We start from the raw sequence: 20,705 nt of genomic DNA, 5'->3' as shown, positions 1-20,705 counted from the left end.
TGGACCGCTGGCCGTCGCCGGACGGTCACGGCGTTTGCTGTCGATGTCCTGAAGCGCCGCGCGCCGGCGCGGCACGGGCGGCTGGCACGGTGGCTTCGACGCGACGGGCGGCGACCACCGGAAGGTGAATGACCGACCCTGTTCCTCAGCCTCGGGGGAAACCATGGCTGCAGTCCCGGCGGACGCCCGGCAGTGCGTCATCTGGTTCGGAAAGCCGTTGCGCCGCGAACGCGAGGCGCTCGCGGCGGCCGGCTGGCAGGTCCGCGTGGCCGACCCGTGCGACGCCACCGGGATCGGCCTGCGCGGTGGCGACACCGTGGTCGGGCTGGTCGACCTGCGCGACCGCCGCGCCGCCAGCCTGCAACAACTTGAACGCCTGGCCACCGACCACGTCCACCTGTCGCTGGTCGCGGTCGTGCCCGGGTCCCTCAACGCGGCCGACAACCCCACGCCCGGCCATGCCGCGGCCTACCGGGTGCTGCGGCACTGCGTGGATTCATTCGCCGCGCCGCTCGACCTGTCGCGGATGATTCGTCGCCTGGAGTCGCTCGGCATCGCCCCACGCGCCCCGTCAGCGTCCGGCCTCGATGCGCTGGTCGGCGACAGTCCGGCGATGCGCGAGGTCCACGCCGGCATCCGCCGGTATGCCCCGGTCGAACTGCCGGTGCTGGTCACCGGCGACACCGGCACCGGCAAGGAGGTCGCCGCGCGTGCGCTGCACCAGTTGTCACCCCGGGCCGACAAGCGGTTCGCGGCGATCAATTGCGGCGCGCTGCCGGCCAACCTGGTGCAGTCGGAACTGTTCGGGCACGAGCGCGGCGCATTCACCGGCGCCCACGCGCGCCACGCCGGCCTGTTCGAGTCGGCCGACGGCGGCACCGTGTTCCTCGACGAGATCGGCGACCTGCCGCTGGAAGCCCAGACCAACCTGCTGCGGGTGTTGCAGGAAGGCAGCCTGGAACGCATCGGCAGCCACCAGCCGATCCGGGTCGACGTGCGCGTGCTGGCCGCCAGCAACATCGACCTGGACAAGGCCATCGCGGACGGACGCTTCCGCAACGACCTGTATTACCGCCTCAACGTGCTGCGCCTGCACTTGCCACCCCTCGCCGAACGCGGCGACGACATCGAACTGCTGGCGCGGCACTTCCTCGACGGGTTCCGCGAACGCCACGCCACCCGGGCGCGCGGCTTCGACCCCGACGCCCGGCGCGCAATGCGTGCATACGCCTGGCCCGGCAACGTGCGCGAGCTGCTCAACCGGGTGCAGCGTGCGGCGGTCAACGCCGAGGCCGAACTGATCGGCGCCCCGGCGCTGGGACTGGACGACCCCGATGCAACGACGGTCGACGGCGGCGGCCTGACCGGTGCGCGCGGCGCGGCCGAGCAACAGGCGTTGCTGGCCTGCCTGCGCGAAAGCGGATTCAACATCAGCGAGGCCGCGCGGCGCCTCAAGGTCTCGCGGGTCACGGTCTACCGCCTGTGCCGGAAGCACGGGCTGGTGCTCGACGACCTGCGCTGAAAGATGAAAGCCCCGCTCCCGGGGGAAGGGTGGAGCGGGGCTTTCCAGGGAACCGGCCAACGGGGAGGTGGCCGGCCTGACGCGCCTTGCGGCTCCCGCATGCCGGGCATCCGCACCTGGGTGGACGCATGCGCCATGCCAACGCAGTGGATGGCCGTGGGGACGGGCGCCTCGCCCTGGCGCGCGGGTCCGCGGACCGCGACGGATGTTGCACGCGGTGAACACCTCGCGTGGCCGATCCGTCGCGCCCTGCGCGCATGCCGCGCCGAACGGCGTTCGTCGGGTGTAACGAGGTTGCTACGCCGGCGAGCCACTTACGGTACATGCCACCCGGGGACGGTGGCCCGGCGCGGTCAGGCCTCGCGCGGGTGGTTGAGCACCAGCCAGTACAGCCCGACCTGCTTGACCGCCCACACGAACTGCTCGAAGTCGACCGGCTTCTGGATGTAGCTGTTGACCCCGAGTGCGTAGCTGGCCTCGACGTCGAACGGCTCGGTGCTGGTGGTCAGCACCACCACCGGCAGCGTGCGGGTGGCCTCGTTGGCGCGCACCGCCTGCAACACTTCGCGACCATCGACCTTGGGCAGGTTGAGGTCGAGCAGCACGATCGAGGGCAGGTCGTTGGGATCGCGACCGGCATGCCGACCCTGGGCGAAGAGGTAGTCCAGCGCCTCGGCGCCGTCGCCGACCACCACCAGGCGGTTGGCGATCTTGGCCTCGTCGAATGCGAGCCGGGTCAGCTCGACGTCGTCGGGGTTGTCTTCGACCAGCAGGATTTCCTTGTGCATCACGGGTGGTGTCCGTCTCTCTATGGCTCGGCGCGACTGGATGATCCGTCGCCAGCCGGCAAGTCGAGGTGAAAGGTGCTGCCGACATCGGGTTCCGACTCGGCGCGAAGATATCCATGGTGGCGTTCGGCGATGCGTTGCGCGATCGCCAGGCCGAGGCCGTGGCCACCGCCCTCGTCCGGCCCGTGCAGCCGCTGGAACGGCTGGAACAGCTTGGGCGCGTAGCGCATGTCGAAACCGCTGCCGTTGTCGCGCACGAACAGCTGCACGCCGCCTGCATCGCTGCTGCCACCGACCTCGATCCTCGCCTCGCTGCGGCCCTGCGCGAACTTCCAGGCATTGTGCAGCAGTTGCTCCAGCAGCAACTTGAGCAGGCGTTCGTCGCCATGGGCCAAGAGACCCGGCTGCACCTGCGCCCGCACCACGCGCCCGGGTTCGGCTTCCTGCAGATCCGCCAGTACCCAGTCGGCCAGCAGGCTCAGGTCGACCGGGCCCGGCTTGAGTTCGACACGGGTGGCGTGCGACAGGTCGGCCAGCGCGGCCAGCAGGCTGCTCATGCGCGAGGCGGCGTTGCGGATGCGCTCGAGGTAGTCGCGGCCGGTCTCGTCGAGCTGTTCGCCGGCGCGCTTGGCCAGCAGCCCCGAGAAACTCTCGATCGAGCGCAGCGGTGCACGCAGGTCGTGCGCCACCGAGTCGGCAAACATCTGCAAGTGGCGGTCGGAGGCATCCGCGGCGTTGGCGCGGGCTTCGGCGTTCGCGCGCAGCACGTTCCCGGCCTCGCGCTCGGCGCTGACATCGCGCACCTGCACCAGCAGCAGCAGCGGCACGCCCCCGGCGTCGCGCATCACCGCGACGTTGGCATGCGCCCAGATGGTCTTGCCGTCGCGGTGCAGGTAGCGCTTGGGCGCGTCGATGAACTCGATCCGGCCGGCGACGAGGTCGTCCAGCGCCTGCCGTGAGCGTTCGATGTCGTCGGGATGGGTGAACTCCGCCGCGGGACGACCGACCAGCTCGTCGGCGCTGTAACCGAACATGCGTTCGAATGCGGGATTGACCTCGACCCAGCGGCGGTCGAGGTCGACGATCGCCATGCCGATCCCGGAGGCCGCCATGGCCAACCGGAAGCAATCGTCTCCAGGTTGGTGGGCAGGAACTGGGGGCATCGCGGGCACCGGGTTTGGTTCCAAGTCTAGCCGTTGTCGCCGTGACGGGGCAGTGGATGCAACTCGCATGCGGTTCCATTGCACAATGCCGGCATGGACCTACCCTACGTGCTCCAGCAGATCACGTTCGACCAGATCCTGTTCCTGTTGATCCTGGCCGGCGCGCTGTATCTGTTCATCAGCGAACGGCTGCGCATCGACGTGTCGGCAATGGTGGTCCTGCTGGCGATGGTGATCGCCGGCGTGCTGGACCCGGAGCAGGCGCTGTCGGGCTTCGCGAGCGAGCCGGCGATCATCGTGGCCGCGGTGTTCGTGATATCCGGCGGACTGGCCGCGACCGGCATCACCGAACACATCGGCCAGTGGATCGGGCGCGCATCGGGCAGGAGCGAGGGGCGCGCGATCGCGGTGACGATGCCGGCGGTCGCGGCAATGGCGTCGTTCACCCACCACGTGATGGTGACGGCGATGATGCTGCCGATCCTGACCCGCTTCGCGAAGAAGAACGGCCTGTCGGCATCGCGGCTGCTGATGCCGATGTCGCTGGCGGCATCGCTGGGCACCTGCCTGACGCTGGTCAGCGCGCCGGCGTTCCTGCTGGCCGACAACCTGCTCGAACGCACCGGCGCGGAGGGCCTGGGGATCTTCTCGATCACCCCGATCGGCGTCGCGCTGGTGGTGCTGGGCATCGTCTACATGCTGCTGGCGCGGTGGCTGCTGCCCAAGCGCAGCGGCACCTCGGGCGACGACGAATACCTGCGGCTGGACCGCTACCGCACCGAGCTGGTGGTGCCCGAAGGCTCGCGCTGGAGCACCCGGCCGCTGGCCGAATTGCAGAAGGCGCTGGGTGACAAGTTCCGCATGATCGGCTGGTTGCGCGACGGTCGCATGCGGCCCGACCTCGGCCCGAGCAGCCCGCTGATCAGCGGTGATGTGTTGCTGGTGGAAGCGTCGGCGGACGCGCTGGCGTCGCTGCACGACGACACCGGGCTGGAGCTGTACCCGATCGCCAAGTTCGGCGCCCGCACCGGCGAGGACACCGACAGCGACGGCGACTACCAGCTGGTGCAGGCAGTGGTCGCGCCGGGTTCCGAGTTCATCGGCCGCAGCATCCGCGAGATCGACTTCTCGCGTCAGTTCAAGGCGGTGATCGCCGGGCTGTGGCGACGCGGCGCGGCGATGACCCCGCGGCTGGCCGATGCGCGTCTGCGCGAGGGCGACCTGCTGGTGCTGTGGGGCAAGCCCGAGCGCTTCGCCGAGCTGGCCACCCACCACGGCTTCCTGATGCTGGTGCCGTTTTCCGGTGAAGCCAAGCGCCGCGTGCGCGCACCGCTGGCGCTGGCGATCCTCGGGTTGACCATCATCGCGGCGGTGACCGAATGGCTGCCGGTGCCGCTGGCCTTCATGCTCGGTGCGGTCGCGACCGTCGCGACCCGTTGCGTCGATATCGGCCAGGCCTACCGCGAGATCGACGTGCGGGTGTTCGTGATGATCGCCGGGGTGATCCCGCTCGGCATCGCGATGGAACAGACCGGCACCGCGCAGTTGCTCGCGCTGGGCTTGCGCGAGGTAGTGGCCGGCTGGCCGGTACTGGCGGTATTGCTGGTGTTGTTCACGATGGCCGCGTTGCTGACCCAGATCCTGTCGGACTCGGCGACCACGGTGCTGCTGGGGCCGATTGCGGTCGAGCTGGCGCAATCGCTGGGACTGGCGCCGACACCGTTCGTGGTATGTACCGCGCTGGGCGCGGTGGTTGCGTTCCTGACTCCGATCGGCCACCACGGCAACCTGCTGATCCTCGGACCGGGGCAATATCGCTTCGGCGATTTCGTGCGGGTCGGGGTGCCGCTGACGGTGATGGTCGCGTTCGTATCCGCTTGGATGACGCGATGGCTGTGGCTTGGCGGCCCGCTGCTGCCGGGCCTTGGCGGTTGATTTCGCCGCTCAGAACAGTTCGCCTTGCGGCGACGACGTGCGTGGCGCGATGAACGTGGAGCTGTCCAGCGGCGGCAAGCGGCCAAATCCGAGTCGCTTGTGGGCCTTGGCGAACCGTTGCGCGATCAGGTCTGCGAATGGCCCCTCCCCGCGCATGCGCCGGCCGAACGCGGCGTCGTAATCCTTGCCGCCGTGCATCTGCCGCAGCAGGCTCATGACGTGCGCGGCGCGTTCCGGATAGTGCAGTTCCAGCCACTCGCGCCAGACCTGCTTGAGCTCGTGCGGCAGCCGCAGCAGTACGTAGCCGGCGGCGCGGGCACCATGTGCGTGCGCCGCCTCCAGGATGCGTTCCAGCTCGCTGTCGGTGATCATCGGCACCACCGGTGCGACCATCACCCCGACCGGCACGCCGGCATCGGCCAGCGCCCGCATCGCCCGCAACTTCGCGTGCGGTGCCGAGGCCCGCGGTTCCATCCGCGACGCCAGCCGGTTGTCGAGCGTGGTGATCGAGAAGTACACGCTGACCAGCCGGTCGCGCGCCATCGACGACAGCAGGTCGAGGTCGCGCTCGATCATCGCGCCCTTGGTGACGAAGCTGACCGGATGCCGGCATTCGGCCAGCACCTCGAGCACCGACCGGGTGATCCCGTAGCGGCGCTCGATCGGCTGGTAGGCGTCGGTGTTGATGCCCAGCGCGATCGGCGACGGCCGGTAGTTGCGCCGCGCGAGCTCGGTGCGCAGGCGTTCGGCGGCATTGGTCTTGGCGAACAGCCGGGTCTCGAAATCCAGCCCCGGCGACAACTCCAGGTAAGCATGCGACGGCCGCGCGAAACAGTACACGCAACCGTGCTCGCAACCGCGGTACGGGTTGACCGACTGGCTGAAACCGACATCGGGCGAGTCGTTGCGGCTGACCACGCTGCGCGCGCGCTCCTCGGTGACCTCGGTTCTGGGCCGTGGCGCCTCCGCCAGGTCCTCGTAAACCGAACCCCAGCCGTCGTCGACGCCGACCGCGTCGGTCACCGCGTAGCGTCCGGTCACGTACGAGGCGGCGCCACGGCCCTTGATCGGCGCCTGGGCTTTGCGGGCATCGTCCATGCACTTAGCCTAGGACGACCGCGTCGCATCGCAAGCGACGGGCAATGAATCATTCAGGGATCCGCAACCCATGCCCGACGTCCTGTTCGATCTGTGGCACCGCCTTGTCTCGATCGAGCACCTCGGCGTTTACCTGGCCGTCGGCTGGGCCGCCTACGTGGTCTGGCTCGGCCTGTGGATCGTGCTGCAGAAGCGTGCCCCGGCGGCCACGCTGAGCTGGCTGATCAGCCTGGCCGCCCTGCCCTACCTCGGCTTCCTGATCTATTACGTCTTCGGCCCGCAGCGGATCAAGCGACAACGCCTGCGCCGGGTCCGCGCACGTGCGGCGTTGCCGCCCCCGCCGGCTGGACTGGCGCCCAGCGCCGAAGCGATCGAGCTGGCCCGGGTCGCGCAGGCCACCACCGGCCTGCCGCCGAGCACCGCGACCCGCGCGCAGTTGCTGATCGACGGCGCCGCCACCTACGACGCCCTGCTCGCGGCCGTTGCGGCCGCACGCGCGCACGTGCACCTGGAGTACTACATCTACCTGCCGGACCGCACCGGCACCGCATTGCGCGACGCGCTGGTCGAGCGCGCCCGCGCCGGGGTCCAGGTCCGGCTGCTGCTCGACGCGGTCGGTTCGGGCAAGGTCTCGCGCAGCTTCCTCAAGCCGCTGGTGGATGCCGGCGGCGAGGTGGCGTGGTTCCATCCGATGCGGCTGCGCTGGGTTTGGCTGCGCCCCTGGAAGCGCCCGTGGCTGAACCTGCGCAGCCACCGCAAGATCCTCGTGGTCGATGGCGAAGTCGGTTTCACCGGCGGCATCAACATCACCGACGCGCAGGACGAGCGCTTGCGCGACGATGCCTACCGCGACCTGCACGTGCGGCTGGAGGGCGACATCGTGCGTTCGCTGCAGCTGGTGTTCGTCGAGGACTGGACCTACGCCACCGCCCAGCCGCCGCTGCGGCTGCCGGTGCCCGCTCCACGGCCCGGGCCGGTCGCCGCGCAGGTGCTGGTGTCGGGGCCGGATTCGTCGTGGGAGGCGATCCACCGGTTGCACGTCGGCGCGATCCATGCCGCCCGCGAACGCGTGTGGCTGGTCACGCCCTACTTCGTGCCCGGCGAGGCGGCGATGATGTCGCTGACCTCGGCCGCACTGGGCGGGCTCGACGTTCGCCTGCTGGTCCCGAAGCTCAGCGACAGCCGGCTGGTGACCTACGCGGCGCGCTCCTATTTCGACGACCTGCTTGCCGCCGGCGTGCGCATCTACGAGTACGGGCCGCGGCTGCTGCATACCAAGGCACTGCTGTGCGACGACGACCTCGCGATCATCGGCAGCGCCAACTTCGACAACCGCAGCTTCCGGCTCAACTTCGAGGTGTCGGTGCTGTTCCGCGACCCGGGCCTGGTCGATGGCCTGTCCGGGCTGATCGAGCATGAGTGCGGCCGTTCGATACGCGTTCGTGACGACCGTGACCGACCGCTGTGGCGCACCCGGGTGCCGGAGGCGCTGGCACGGCTGGTGTCGCCGTTGTTGTGACGCCGCGGGCCCCGCTAAACTGCCGCTGCCTGCCTCGCGGAGCGTCCCATGCCCTGGTTGCTGTTCCTGTTAGCCGTGATCGCGCTGGTGATCGCGTTCACCACCACTTCGGTGGCCGTTTTGCTGGGCGGCCTGGCTGCTGCGCTGGTGCTGGCCCTTGCGGGGTTGATGCAATTGCTGTCGCGCCGGATCGACCGTCACAGTGGCGGCGACGGCCCGATGCTGGATCCGCTGGAGCTGCAACAGCTGCGGGCACAGGCCGAGGCCCGCAGGCTCGCGGCCGGCCAGGCCGAGCCGGGCCAGGGCTGACCCGCGGCCGGCTCCACACGCCATGACCGTCCTGAGCGTCAACGTCAACAAGATCGCGGTGCTGCGCAATTCACGCGGTGGCAGCGGGCCCGACGTGGTCGAGGCCGCCCGCATCTGCCTCGATGCCGGCGCCCACGGCATCACCGTCCACCCACGGCCGGACGCACGCCACATCCGCGCGGACGACGTGGGGGCGCTGGCCGGACTGACCCGCGCGCGCGGCGTCGAGTTCAACCTCGAGGGCAATCCGTTCGCGCCGCCGCGGCCCGGCTACCCGGGTTTCATCGCGTTGTGCGAACAGGCGCGACCGGCCCAGGCCACCCTCGTGCCCGACGGCGACGGCCAGCTGACCTCCGACCACGGTTTCGATTTCCATCGCGACGGCGCGCGCCTGCGACCTCTGGTGGCACGCCTGCAGGACCTCGGCTGCCGGGTAAGCCTGTTCGCCAATGCGCATGTCGAGCCGGATGCCGCGGCCGTCGAAGCCGCCGCCGACACCGGGGCCGACCGCATCGAGCTGTACACCGGGCCGTACGCCGACGCCCTTGCCGCCGGCTCCGCAGCGTCGATGCTCGCGCGTTTCGGCGAGATCGCCCGTCGCGCGCAGGCCGCCGGACTCGGTGTCAATGCCGGCCACGACCTGAGCCAGGCCAACCTCGGCGCGTTCCTGCAGGCGGTGCCGGGGACGCTCGAGGTATCCATCGGCCACGCCCTGATCAGCGAGGCGCTGCATGACGGGCTCGCCGCGACGGTGCGTGGCTACCTGGCGATCCTTGCGCGGACGGGCGAGGGCCCGATGGGCTCTTCCACCCGTCGCTGACCGCCAGGGACACCCTCCGGGAATGCCCGCCTGGTGGACACGGAAAACCCGGACAAAAAAACGCCGCCCGAAGGCGGCGTTTCCAATTCACGACAAGCATCTTGTATAGCGGTGCGTGTGCTGCTTCGATCAGTCGTTCTCGACGAACCCGATCTTCTTCATGTCCGCGTTCTTGGCATGTGCTAGCACCTTCGCCAGGATCCCGTAATCGGCATCCGCGTTGGTGTCGATCTCGAGCTGCGGCTGGTTGGTCGGGTCACGCTGGACCGTCTCGCGCATCATGCTCTCGATCGTCGAAATCGGGTACGGCGAGTCGTTCCAGAAGATCTGGCCCGCCGCGTCGATGCGCAGCCTGATCGGCGGTGGCGGCTCGGTCTGCGGCGGCGGCGCGGTGGTGCGCTGCGGCAGGTTGACCTCGATCGGGTACGAGGCGATCGGCGCGGTCACCATGAAGATGATCAGCAGCACCAGCATGACGTCGACCAGCGGCGTCACGTTGATGTCGGCCATCGCGCCGCCGCTGGAGTTGGAACTGAAAGCCATGTTCGGGTCTCCGGACTAGTTGGAGCGATCCTTGATCGCGACGAAACCAACCTTGCGCATGCCCTGCTTCTGGGCAATGTCGACCACTTCCCTGACGGTGCGGTACTTGGTGGTCTTGTCGCCGCGAACATTGATCTGCGGCTGGGGCGTCTTCTGCGCTTCGACCGACAGGCGGCTTTCGAGCAGTTGCGTGGTCACCGGTTCGTCGTTCCAGAACACCTTGCCGTCCTGGGTGATCGCCAACGTGATCGGCGGCACCTCCGGGGCCAGCTGGTCCCGGGTATCCAGATTTGCCTCCGGCAACTCGACCTGTACTTTGTGCGACATCAACGGCGCGGTGATCATGAAGATGATCAGCAGCACCAGCATCACGTCGACCAGCGGCGTGACGTTGATTTCGGCCATCGGGCCGCCGCTTTCGTTGCCTGAACTGAAGGCCATACCGAACTCCGACTAAGCTTGGGTGACGACGTCGATCAGCGCTTGACAGCCTGCTCGCCGACGCGCGAACCGGTCGCGAAGAAGTCGTGCAGGTCGTGGGCGAAGGTATCGAACTTGCTGTTGGTCAGGCGGTTGGTGCGGTTGAAGAAGTTGTACGCCAGCACCGCCGGGATCGCCACGAACAGACCGGCCGCGGTCATGATCAGGGCCTCGCCGACCGGACCGGCGACCGCGTCGATCGACGCATTGCCGCTGATGCCGATGCGGATCAGGGCGTTGTAGATGCCCCAGACGGTACCGAGCAGGCCGACGAACGGTGCGGTCGCACCGACGGTTGCGAGCAGGGTCATGCCGGACTCGAGCTTCATCGACTCGCGGGTCACGGCCTGGCGCAGGGCGCGATCGACGAACTCGGAGCGGTTCAGCGACTCGACCAGGCGCGAACCTTCGTTGCGCTGGTGGTGGGCCGCGGCCTGGGCGGCGTCAAGCGCGATCTTGGAGAACGGCTCGCTGCGCTTCTGCTCTTCCATGTAGCGGATCGCATCCTGCGCGTTGGAGGTTTCCCAGAACGTGCTCATCACGCGCTCGGAACTGGCGCGCAGGCGCATGTTCTTGATGAAGTTGATCACGATCCAGTAAACCGACAGGACCGAGAAGATCAGCAGGGTAATGGCCACGATCCATGCCATCAGATCGAAGTTCTGGATCATGTGACCGAAGCTCATTTGCTCGAATGCTGCGGCGTTGTTGCCTCCAGCAGCAGCAGTGGTGGTTTCCTGAAGCATGATGCTTACCTATGGATGTCGTGGAAGAAGGGACTACTCAGTACAGCAACTGTGACTCGACCGGCGGGTATCGGGTGTGAACCGATGCGACGTCAGTTGAGGTTGAAATCGACCGGGACGCGGACCCGGCTTGCAACGGCGACGCCATTCTCGACCTGCGGGTTGAAGGCCCACTTGCGTGCCGCTTCGACCGCGGCGCGATCCAGATCGCGGTTGCGACTGGATTTCTCGACTTCAATGTCGATGACGTTGCCTTGGGCATCGATGCTGATCACCAGGATCACCGTGCCCTCGATCTGCGCACGCAGCGCGCTCGGCGGATACTTCGGCGGATTGCGCGACCTGGACGACGGATCGACCGAGCCGAGGGTGTCCTGCGGGGCCGGGGGCGCCGGCGGGGCCGGCGGCGGAGCCGGCACGTCGACCGGGCTCGGGTCGTCGAACACCACCGGCGGCGGATCGGGCGGCGGCGGCAGCGGGGTCGGCTTTGGCGGCGACAACTCCTTCGGCGGAGTGATCGGCTTCGGCGGTTCCGGCGGCGGCGGCGGCGGCGGCGGTGGCGGTGGCGGCGGCTTGATGATGTTCACCAAGGTCACCTCTTCCTCCGCCTTGTCTGTCTGCGGCGGAGCCATCGGCGCAAGCAGCAGCAGCAACACCGCTCCATGCACGGCGAGCGCCATGGTCATACCGGCGATACGCGGCCAGTTCAACCCTTCGCGGTCGTCTTGTTTCTTAGCGTGGTTTTCCAAGTCTTGCGTCATTGCGCCGTCAGCTCGGGGAAGGGGGGCCGGACGCCGTTGGCGCCGCGGGCCGTTTCTGGCTCCTGCGCCTTTACGGCCGCGGGAACCTCGTAGGATATACCAAACTCCGCCTCTGGTTCCAAGCGGAAGTTGGGGGTTTCGTGATGCCGTTAGCTTCCCGGCAACGCGATGATCGAGTTGGCCTGCTCCGGCTTCTTGACGCCCTTGGCCAGCGCCTGCTTGGCAGCGGCCTGCGCCTCGGCGGTGCGGCCCTCGTTGACCAGGACCTTGGCCAGGTTGAGGTAGGTTTCTCCGTCGTCGTCGAGCGGAGCCGCCTTCTGGTAGGCCTCGATCGCGGGTCCCGGCTGGTCGGAGAAGTAGTAGCCCTGCGCCAGCGCGACGTAGGTGTTGAAGTCGGGCTTGAGGATACCCTTCTGCAGGCCGTCCTGGATCACCTCGACGGCCTGCTTCTCGTGACCGTCCAGATTGATGTAGGTCGCGTACAGCTGCTGGTACTCGGCCGCCTCGGTCAGCTTGCCGCCGGTGCGCAGCTTCTCCAGCACCGCGGTCGCCTTGTCGGTCATGCCCGCTTGCTGGTAGATGATCGCCAGGTTCATCTGTGCGCGCTTGTCGTCGGGCTTGGCGGCGGCGACCTTCTCGGCCATCACCACCGCCTGGTCGCCTTGGCCGCCCTCGGCGTAGGCCTGCATCAGCAGGGCCTGCCATTCCGGCTTGGGATCGGCGCTGGCGTCGATCGCCTGCTTCATCACCGTCGCGGCCTCGGGGTAGCGCTTCATCAGGTACAGCGCCTGGCCCTTCATCATCAGATGCTCGGGTTGCTGGCTTTTGGTCTCGCTGAAGAAGCGGTCATAGGTCGCCAGCGATGCGTCCGGCTGGCCGGCGGCCTGCTGCAGCTGGGCGAGGTTCAACATCACGTTGTAGTGGGCGGTGTTGTCGAGACCGTCCAGCTCGATCGCCTGCTGGTAGTACTTGACCGCGGTGGCGGTGTCGCCGGCGTCGTAGGCGACCTGTGCGGCGATCTGCGCGGCGTAGGCCTGCTCGAAGGCATTGGCGCCGTTTGCGGCAATGATTTCGTCAGCGATCACGCGTGCCTCGGCGCCTTTCTTGCCGTCGTACAGCTTCATCATCTTTTCGAGCTTGTTCGCGGTCCGGCCGGAAGCGCGCAGGCCTGGGCCCTTGCGGGTGGCATTGGGATAGGCCGCGTCGTCGCTGAACCCGTCCTTGCGTCCCTGGTCGCGCTGCAGTTCGCGGGACTGTTGGGCCATTCCCTGGGCGCGGGCGGCCTTGCCCGCCTCGAGACCCGACTGGGCCGCGGCAGGCGCGGCCAGAACAAGCAGGGCGGAAAGCACGCTGGCATTCCTCAGGCAGTTGCGGGCCATGGACGTATTCATCTGGATTCCTCGTATCTGCCGCCTCGTGAGCGAGGAGGGCGGCGATGCGTCAAAAGGGGCGATAACGCTACCAGAAAAGGATTGCGTCACGAAAGCATGAAACGGGCACTCGCCAGATTGTGGCTAGTCACAATCCGGCGTTCTGCCAGCTGCCCGCGCTTGTTCGTAGGTCGGCAACAGGCCGCCCGCGCGCGCACGTAGTTCGGCGATACGGGCCTGGGGATCCGGGTGGGTGGACAACCATTCCGGCGCACGGCTGCCGCTGCTGGCACCGATCATGTTCTGCCACAGGTCGACCGCCTGGCGTGGGTCGAAGCCGGCCTGGGCCATCAATCGCTGGCCGACCACGTCCGCCTCGCTTTCCTGCACGCGGTTGTTGGGCAGCAGGAACGCCGCCTGCACCGCGGCGCCGCCGAGTTGCTGGGTGGCCTGGGCGGCGCCGGAACCGTACTGCGAACCCACCAGCGCACCGAGGATGCCGAGACCTGCCTGCGCACCGGTCTGGCGGGTGACGCGCTCGTCGTGGTGGTGGGCGACCACGTGGCCGATCTCATGCGCGATGACCGCGGCCAGCTGGTCCTGGTTGCGCGCGACCTTGAAGATGCCGGTGTAGACACCGACCTTGCCGCCGGGCAGGGCGAAGGCATTGGGCGAGTCGTTGTTGAACAACGCGACCTCCCATTGCGCCTGGCTTCCGGCCGGCAACTGACGCGTGATGGTGTTGACCACGCAGCGCACGTAGGCGGTCTGGCCGGAGTTGTTGCTCTGCGGCAGCTTGGCCTTGTACTCGGCGAACGCCTGGGCACCCATCTGGTTGAGCTGTTGCTGGGGCACCGCACCGACCCGCTGGGTGCGTCCGGTCGGGGAGGTGGTGGTGGCGCACGCGGCGACGGCGGTCGCGATCACCAGGCCAAGCAGCAGTCGTTTCATGGCGGTTCCCTGTTCCATTTCGGTGTTCCGGGGGGATTGAGTTGTATTCCGCCCCGGATGAACAGGCCGTCAAAGCGGCCCGGAACCCTAGATGTCGAGATTGGAAACCTTCAATGCGTTGTCCTCGATGAACTCGCGGCGCGGCTCGACCACGTCGCCCATCAGGCAGCTGAAGATCTGGTCGGCGGCGACCGCGTCCTCGATCCTGACCTGCAACAGGCGGCGGGTTTCCGGGTTGACCGTGGTGTCCCACAGCTGCTCGGGGTTCATCTCGCCCAGGCCCTTGAAACGCTGGATCTGGCGCCCCTTCTTGGCTTCCTCGAGCAGCCAGGCCTGCGCCTCGGCGAAGCTCTCGACCGACTGCTCGCGGTTGCCGCGGACGATCCGGGCGCCGTCGCGGACCAGTCCGTGCAGCAACGAGGCGGCCTCGCGCAACGGGCGCAGGTCGCCCCCCTCGAACGCCGCCAGCGGCAGGACCTGCAACAGTTGCTCGCCCATGTGCGTGCGCCGTACCAGCAATGCCGCCGGGTGGGCTTCGGTCCCGGGTTGCAGGCTGACCGAGTAGCGCGGCTTGCCGAGCCCACTGCGGTTGAGCCGCTTCTCGAGCGCTTCGAGTTCATGGAGCTCGTCGGTATTGTTCGCCAGGTGCTCCGCATCGAGCGGGGTGAAGTCGATCAGCGATTCCAGCACCAGCGGATCGTAGCGATGGGCATTGCGGGCGATGGTGTCGCGTGCGCCGGCGTAGGCCAGTAGGAGCGCCTCGAGTGCGTTGCCGGTGATCGGCGGCTCGCCTTCGGCCGGGACCAGCGCGGCGCCCTCGATCGCGTTGGCGGCAAGGTATGCATCCAGCGCCGCGTCGTCCTTGAGGTAGATCTCGTTCTTGCCCTGCTTGATCTTGTACAGCGGCGGCAGGCCGATGTAGACGTGGCCGCGTTCGATCAGGTCCGGCATCTGCCGGTAGAAGAAGGTCAGCAGCAGGGTCCGGATGTGGCTGCCGTCGACGTCGGCATCGGTCATCAGGATGATGCGGTGGTAGCGCAGCTTGTCGGGGTTGTACTCGTCCTTGCCGATGCCGGTGCCGAGCGCGGTGATCAGGGTGCCGACCTCGGCGGAGGCCAGCATGCGATCGAACCGGGCGCGCTCGACGTTGAGGATCTTGCCCTTCAACGGCAGGATCGCCTGGGTCTTGCGGTTGCGGCCCTGCTTGGCCGAGCCGCCGGCGGAGTCGCCCTCGACGATGAACAGTTCGGACTTGGCTGGGTCTTTTTCCTGGCAGTCGGCGAGCTTGCCGGGCAGGCCGGCGATGTCCAGCGCGCCCTTGCGCCGGGTCAAGTCACGGGCTTTGCGCGCGGCCTCGCGGGCACGCGCGGCGTCGACTATCTTGCCGGCGATCGCCTTGGCCTCGTTGGGGTGTTCCTGAAGGAACTCCTCCAAACGTGCACCGAACGTGTGCTCAACGACCGGTCTCACGTCGGATGAGACTAGCTTTTCCTTGGTCTGGCTGGAGAAGCTGGGGTCCGGCACCTTGACCGACAGCACCGCAATCATGCCTTCGCGCATGTCGTCGCCGGACAGGTTGACCTTGGCCTGCTTGGCGATGCCGTTCTGCTCGATGTAGTTGGTCAGGGTGCGGGTGAGGGCGGCGCGGAACCCGATCAGGTGGGTGCCGCCGTCCTTCTGCGGGATGTTGTTGGTAAAGCAGAACATGGTTTCCTGGTAGGCGTCGGTCCATTGGATCGCGACGTCGACGGTGATGCCGTTCTGCTCGCCGGTCACCGAGATCACGTTCGGGTGCAGCGGGGTCTTGAGCTGGGCCAGGTGTTCGACGAACGAGGCGATGCCGCCCTCGTACTGGAAGACGTCGCGGCGGCCTTCGCCGCGCTCGTCGGCCAGCACGATCCGGACCCCGGAATTAAGGAACGACAGTTCGCGCAGGCGCTTGGCGAGGATGTCGTAGTGGAACTGGACGTCGGTGAAGATCTCCTCCGCCGGCTTGAAGCGCAGCAACGTACCGCGCTTGTCCGAAGCTTCCAGCTGCTTGAGCGGGTACAGCGGTTCTCCGAGCGAGTATTCCTGGCGGTAGTGGAAGCCGTCGCGCCAGATGTCCAGCCAAAGATGCTCGGACAGCGCGTTGACCACCGACACGCCGACGCCGTGCAGGCCGCCGGAGACCTTGTAGCTGTTGTCGTCGAACTTGCCGCCGGCGTGCAGCACGGTGAGGATGACCTCGGCGGCGGAAACGTTCTCTTCCTTGTGGATATCGACCGGGATGCCGCGGCCATTGTCGGACACGCCGACCGAGCCGTCCTCGTGCAGGGTCACGACAACCTCGTTGGCGTGGCCGGCGAGGGCCTCGTCGATCGAGTTGTCGACCACCTCGAACACCATATGGTGCAGGCCGGTGCCGTCGTGGACGTCGCCGATGTACATGCCCGGGCGCTTGCGCACGGCCTCGAGCCCGCGCAGCACGGTGATCCGGCTGGAGTCATAGGCCTGCGTGGGGATGGGGGCATCGGTCGGCGAGGGGTCTTGCTCGATCTGGGTCATTGCGCAGCAGGCTCCGACGACGCGGCCGCGGGGTGCACGGCGGCGCCGAAACTCATTGAATACATGTGGGTCGAGTATAGCGGACGGGGGTCCGGGACGCTTGCGCGGTGGCTCTGCGCATTGTCAGGATGATGTTCCACGTGGAACCCAAAACCCTATCGGATCCTCTCGATTGTTCCGTGTTCCACGTGGAACACAGTCGCGACTTCTTCCTGGGTTTCGAGCATGGGCGGTGGTTCGGTGCCGGTTACGAACACTTGCGCCTGACTCGCCAACAGCCACTCCAACACCCGGGCTTGATGTTTGCGGTCCAGTTCGGAGGCGAGGTCGTCAAACCCGATTACTGGCCATTCGCCGCGGCTCGCCGCATGAAGTTCGGCTTGGGCGAACAGGGCAATGAGTGCCGTCAGCTTGGCTTGTCCCCGGGACAGCGCTTCGCGCCCGGGAAGGGTGGAGAACTCGGTCCGCCAGTCGGCCCGATGCGGTCCCACCGAAGTGAAGCCGGCCTGCAGGTCGCGCTGCCGGGACAACAACAGAGCGTCCGCCAATGGCAACTCGTCGCGTCGCCAGCCGGGCAGGTACTGCAACCGCAGTTGTCCCAACGCCGGCGCCAGTTCTGCCCCCAGGCGGGAGAATCCAGCTTGCAGCGACTCCAGGTAGTGTTGGCGGTGGCGCCCCAACGGTTCGCCGGTCTCCGCGAGCTCGCGATCCCAGGCATCCAGCTGGGCGTCGCTGGCCCGCGCTTTCAGTAATGCGTTGCGCTGCTTCAGCGCCCGCGAATAGCGTCGCCACAACGGCAGGAAGGTTGGTTCCACGTGGAACAGGCCCCAATCGAGGTAGCGGCGACGAACCTCGCCGGGGCCGCTGACCAGGGCGTGGCTGCCCGGTTCAAAGGTGACTACCGCCAATGCGGCGCAAAGCTCCCCCAACTGTGCGACCGGTGAGCCATCCAGCCGACCATCCCAGTCCCGTCCCGCATGGCGCAGGCCGGCCTTTCGGGTGCGCAGCGTGTCATTCGAGTCGTCTGCGGGTTTCCCGGGGTCGGGCAGGGGAGGCCGCGGAGCAACGCCGGGGCGTTCCCGCCACTCCACGAATACTTCCAACGCCGTCGCGCCGTCGCGCACCAGCCCGTCACCGACCCGGCCGCGGAAACTGCGCCCGTAGGCCATCAGGTGCAGGGCTTCCAACACGCTGGTCTTGCCGGCACCGTTGTCGCCCACAAGCACGTTGATGCCGGCGCCGGGTAAAAGCCGTACCTGCTCGAAGCGGCGGAACTGGTGGATATCCAGGCGGGTTACCTGCATGACGGTGCCCGGACGTCGATTGAAACCCGCGCCCCGAAACCAGCACGCCCGGACAGGCCGGGCGTGTGGGGGGTTGCACTCTGTTCCACGTGGAACACGTTGCGCCGTTCTCCTACAGGCGCAGCGGCATCACGACGTGCCGGCACTTGTCGTTCGTCGCCTCGCGCACCAGGGCCGAGGAGTTGGCATCGCGCAATGCAAGCACCACCTGCTCCTCGCGCAACGCCGACAACGCATCCAGCAGGTAGTTGACGTTGAAACCCACCGCCAGGTCATCGACCCGGGTGTCGGCCTCGACTTCTTCCTGCGCCTCTTCCTGCTCGGGGTTGTGCGCGCTGATCTTCAGCTGGCCCGGGGACACCTCGATCCGCACGCCACGGTACTTCTCGTTGGACAGGATCGCCGCACGTTGCAGCGAGGCGCGCAGCACCTCGCGGTCGATCTTCACTTCCTTGTCGGCGCCGATCGGGATTACCGCCTCGTAGTCCGGGAAACGCCCGTCGATCAGTTTGCTGGTGAAGGTGACGTCGTCGCGCTTGACCCGGATGTGGCCGCGGCCCATTTCCAGCTCCAGTTCGCGGTCGCCGCCTTCCAGCAGGCGCTGCAACTCGGTCACGCCCTTGCGCGGGACGATGATCTGGCGCTTGGCCTGGGTGCTGCCCTCATACGCCGCCTCGCACAGGGCGAGCCGGTGGCCGTCGGTGGCAACGCAACGCAGGGTGTCCTCGCGCAGGTCGAACAGCAGGCCATTGAGGTAATACCGCACGTCCTGCTGCGCCATCGCGAACGCGGTGCGCTCGATCAGCTCCTTCAGGGTCGCCTCGGGCACCCGCACGCGTTCGGTCGCCTCGACCTCGTCGATCGACGGGAAGTCGTTGGCCGGCAGGCTGGCGAGGGTGAAGCGCGAGCGCCCGGCCTGCACCGTGACCTTGTCGGCGCCCTGGCTGACCGTGACCTTGCTGCCATCGGGCAGGGCACGGACGATGTCGAACAGTTTGCGTGCCGGGATCGTGGTCTCGCCGTCCTCGGCGTCGTCCACCGCGATCCGGGAGACCATCTCGACCTCGAGGTCGGTGCCGGTCAATGACAGCTGGCCGTCCCTGACCTGGACCAGCAGGTTAGCCAGCACCGGCAGGGTCTGGCGCCGTTCGACCACGTTGACGACCTGGGCCAACGGCTTGAGAAATACTTCTCGTTGCAGGCTGAAGCGCATGCGGTCCTTCCCCTATGCCCAATACAAAAGAGTTGAATAAATCAAAAGCATGGTGGTGATGGTGTCGCCGAAAACCCGGGAAAACTGAATCAAGTATTTGTTTTCATTGGGTTTAATCCAACGGTAAAGCCCGGTACAACCCTCGCCTGAACCTTGGAACAAGCTGTGGACAACTTTCGTGGCGATGCTCGGCTGTCCAGTTGTCCACAACTTCTTCCCAGTCGCTGCACAGACCTTACTCACTAAGCTTGCGGATCAACTTTTCCCAGTCCTCGCGCATCTTGCCGTCCGATTCCATCAACGTGCGGATCTGCCGGCAGGCATGCAGCACGGTGGTGTGGTCGCGGCCGGCGAACGCATCACCGATTTCGGGCAGGCTGTGCTCGGTCAGCTCCTTGGTCAGCGCCATCGCCATCTGGCGCGGCCGGGCCAGCGAGCGGGTCCGCCGTTTCGACAACAGGTCCTTGATTTGCAGGCCGTAGTAGTCTGCCACGGTCTTCTGGATGTTGGGGATGGAGATCGACTGCTGCTGCGAGCGCAGCAGGTCGCGCAGGGTTTCCTGGGCGAACTCGGCGCTGATCGCGCGGCCGGTGAAGTTGGCCCGTGCGGTCAGGGTGTTGAGTGCACCCTCCAGGTCGCGCACGTTGGAGCGCATCTTCTTGGCCAGCAGGAACGCGACTTCCTCCGGGATCACCGCGCCGCGCTCCTTGGCCTTGGACAGCACGATCTGGGCGCGGGTTTCGAAGTCGGGCGGGTCGATCGCCACCGACAGGCCCCAGGCCAACCGCGACTTCAACCGCGGCTCCAGCCCCTCGACCTCGCGCGGGTAGCGGTCGCAGGTCAGGATGATCTGCTGCTTGCCGTCGAACAGCGCGTTGAAGGTGTGGAAGAACTCCTCCTGCGTGCGGTCCTTGCCGGCGAAGAACTGGATGTCGTCGATCAGCAGCGCGTCGACCTGCTGGAACTGGCGCTTGAAGCCGTCCATCGCCTTGTCCTGCAGCGCCCGCATCATCGCGCTGAAGAACTGCTCGCTGCGCAGGTACATGACCCGGGTGCCGGGGTTGGCGGTGCGCATCGCGTTGCCGGCGGCGAACATCAGGTGGGTCTTGCCCAGGCCGGTGCCGCCGTACAGCAGCAACGGGTTGTGCGAGCGGTCGCCGGGCTTGAGCGCGGCCTGCCAGGCGGCGGCGCGCCCGAGTTGGTTGCTGCGGCCCTCGACGAAGTTGTCAAAGGTGTAGTGGCTGTCGAGGTGGCCGTTGAACGATTCCAGCGGCGACACCACGCCCGGCGACGGTGGGGCAGGCGCGGCGACTGGTGCCGCGGCCGCGACGGCCCGCGGCAACGAGCCGACCTCGAGGCTGACCTCGTCACTGCCGGAAAAATGCGTCAGCAGTTCGCGGATCCGGTCCAGGTAGCGCTCGCGCACGAACTCGACCACGAACGCATTGGGCGCATACAGCACCGTAGTGTCGTCGCGGCGGCTGGCCTGCAACGGCTTGAGCCAGGTGTGGACGTCCTCGGCGGGCAGTTCGGCTTCGAGGCGTTCTAGGCAGCGGGGCCAGGCGTCCATAATCTTTCTTGGTGTCCAGCGGCAGGTCGCGACCGCCCACGCATGCGATATGCGCGCGCAGGTTTT

18 protein-coding genes are annotated in these 20,705 nt (G+C 67.4%); 5 read left to right on the top strand and 13 right to left on the bottom strand.

The features are described 5' to 3' along the window. The first annotated feature begins 163 nt into the window (after positions 1-163). Positions 164-1,522 carry a sigma 54-interacting transcriptional regulator gene (locus ACT9F5_RS09660; protein WP_445119732.1) on the top strand — a complete coding sequence of 453 codons (1,359 nt, stop codon included), beginning with the start codon at positions 164-166 and terminating at the stop codon, positions 1,520-1,522. A gap of 353 nt (positions 1,523-1,875) precedes the next feature. On the opposite strand, the gene ACT9F5_RS09655 is transcribed toward ACT9F5_RS09660, so the two are convergent. Continuing rightward, positions 1,876-2,310, bottom strand: a complete 435-nt coding sequence (locus ACT9F5_RS09655) for a response regulator (RefSeq protein ID WP_445119731.1) — start codon at positions 2,308-2,310, stop codon at positions 1,876-1,878. A gap of 20 nt (positions 2,311-2,330) precedes the next feature. Further along, complete coding sequence (locus tag ACT9F5_RS09650) at positions 2,331-3,473, bottom strand: PAS domain S-box protein (RefSeq protein WP_445119730.1); 1,143 nt, start codon at positions 3,471-3,473, stop codon at positions 2,331-2,333. A gap of 93 nt (positions 3,474-3,566) precedes the next feature. On the opposite strand from ACT9F5_RS09650, the gene ACT9F5_RS09645 reads away from it, so the two are divergent. Next, positions 3,567-5,408 carry an SLC13 family permease gene (locus tag ACT9F5_RS09645; protein ID WP_445119729.1) on the top strand — a complete coding sequence of 614 codons (1,842 nt, stop codon included), beginning with the start codon at positions 3,567-3,569 and terminating at the stop codon, positions 5,406-5,408. 9 nt (positions 5,409-5,417) lie between these two features. On the opposite strand, the gene ACT9F5_RS09640 is transcribed toward ACT9F5_RS09645, so the two are convergent. Further along, positions 5,418-6,506, bottom strand: a complete 1,089-nt coding sequence (locus ACT9F5_RS09640) for a PA0069 family radical SAM protein (protein ID WP_445119728.1) — start codon at positions 6,504-6,506, stop codon at positions 5,418-5,420. A gap of 70 nt (positions 6,507-6,576) precedes the next feature. Here ACT9F5_RS09640 and cls point away from each other — a divergent pair, with 70 nt between their 5' ends. From cls to ACT9F5_RS09625, 3 genes are read left to right on the top strand one after another with little or no spacing between them, the layout of a single operon-like run. Next, on the top strand, positions 6,577-8,025 hold the full coding sequence (gene cls / locus ACT9F5_RS09635; RefSeq protein ID WP_445119727.1) for a cardiolipin synthase: 1,449 nt from the start codon (positions 6,577-6,579) through the stop codon (positions 8,023-8,025). Between the two features lie 48 nt (positions 8,026-8,073). Next, a complete protein-coding gene (locus ACT9F5_RS09630; protein WP_445119726.1) occupies positions 8,074-8,334 on the top strand; it encodes a hypothetical protein in 261 nt (86 codons plus the stop codon). A 22-nt stretch (positions 8,335-8,356) separates the two neighbouring features. Next, positions 8,357-9,154 carry a pyridoxine 5'-phosphate synthase gene (locus ACT9F5_RS09625; protein WP_445119725.1) on the top strand — a complete coding sequence of 266 codons (798 nt, stop codon included), beginning with the start codon at positions 8,357-8,359 and terminating at the stop codon, positions 9,152-9,154. Between the two features lie 129 nt (positions 9,155-9,283). On the opposite strand, the gene ACT9F5_RS09620 is transcribed toward ACT9F5_RS09625, so the two are convergent. The 10 genes from ACT9F5_RS09620 to dnaA form a co-directional block, all read right to left on the bottom strand. Continuing rightward, complete coding sequence (locus ACT9F5_RS09620) at positions 9,284-9,697, bottom strand: biopolymer transporter ExbD (protein WP_445119724.1); 414 nt, start codon at positions 9,695-9,697, stop codon at positions 9,284-9,286. A 15-nt stretch (positions 9,698-9,712) separates the two neighbouring features. Continuing rightward, on the bottom strand, positions 9,713-10,138 hold the full coding sequence (locus tag ACT9F5_RS09615) for a biopolymer transporter ExbD (protein ID WP_445119723.1): 426 nt from the start codon (positions 10,136-10,138) through the stop codon (positions 9,713-9,715). A gap of 35 nt (positions 10,139-10,173) precedes the next feature. Beyond that, positions 10,174-10,923, bottom strand: a complete 750-nt coding sequence (locus ACT9F5_RS09610) for a MotA/TolQ/ExbB proton channel family protein (RefSeq protein ID WP_445119722.1) — start codon at positions 10,921-10,923, stop codon at positions 10,174-10,176. A 92-nt stretch (positions 10,924-11,015) separates the two neighbouring features. Continuing rightward, positions 11,016-11,684, bottom strand: coding sequence for a TonB family protein (locus ACT9F5_RS09605; protein ID WP_445119721.1), 669 nt, complete (start codon positions 11,682-11,684; stop codon positions 11,016-11,018). A gap of 149 nt (positions 11,685-11,833) precedes the next feature. Further along, a complete protein-coding gene (locus ACT9F5_RS09600; protein ID WP_445119840.1) occupies positions 11,834-12,949 on the bottom strand; it encodes a tetratricopeptide repeat protein in 1,116 nt (371 codons plus the stop codon). 249 nt (positions 12,950-13,198) lie between these two features. Beyond that, a complete protein-coding gene (locus ACT9F5_RS09595) occupies positions 13,199-14,005 on the bottom strand; it encodes a M48 family metalloprotease (protein ID WP_445119720.1) in 807 nt (268 codons plus the stop codon). 87 nt (positions 14,006-14,092) lie between these two features. Beyond that, a complete protein-coding gene (gyrB, locus tag ACT9F5_RS09590; RefSeq protein ID WP_445119719.1) occupies positions 14,093-16,552 on the bottom strand; it encodes a DNA topoisomerase (ATP-hydrolyzing) subunit B in 2,460 nt (819 codons plus the stop codon). 155 nt (positions 16,553-16,707) lie between these two features. Next, complete coding sequence (gene recF, locus ACT9F5_RS09585) at positions 16,708-17,856, bottom strand: DNA replication/repair protein RecF (protein ID WP_445119718.1); 1,149 nt, start codon at positions 17,854-17,856, stop codon at positions 16,708-16,710. A 112-nt stretch (positions 17,857-17,968) separates the two neighbouring features. Next, positions 17,969-19,069, bottom strand: coding sequence for a DNA polymerase III subunit beta (dnaN, locus tag ACT9F5_RS09580; protein WP_445119717.1), 1,101 nt, complete (start codon positions 19,067-19,069; stop codon positions 17,969-17,971). A gap of 235 nt (positions 19,070-19,304) precedes the next feature. Next, the gene (gene dnaA, locus ACT9F5_RS09575; RefSeq protein ID WP_445119716.1) at positions 19,305-20,639 is read right to left on the bottom strand and encodes a chromosomal replication initiator protein DnaA; all 1,335 of its coding nucleotides are present in this window, start codon (positions 20,637-20,639) and stop codon (positions 19,305-19,307) included. Positions 20,640-20,705: the final 66 nt, after the last annotated feature.

The organism is Lysobacter sp. F6437 (assembly GCF_052547215.1).
The sequence above is the reverse complement of the archived record's forward strand: the minus strand, read 5'-3'. Positions and strand labels throughout refer to the sequence as shown.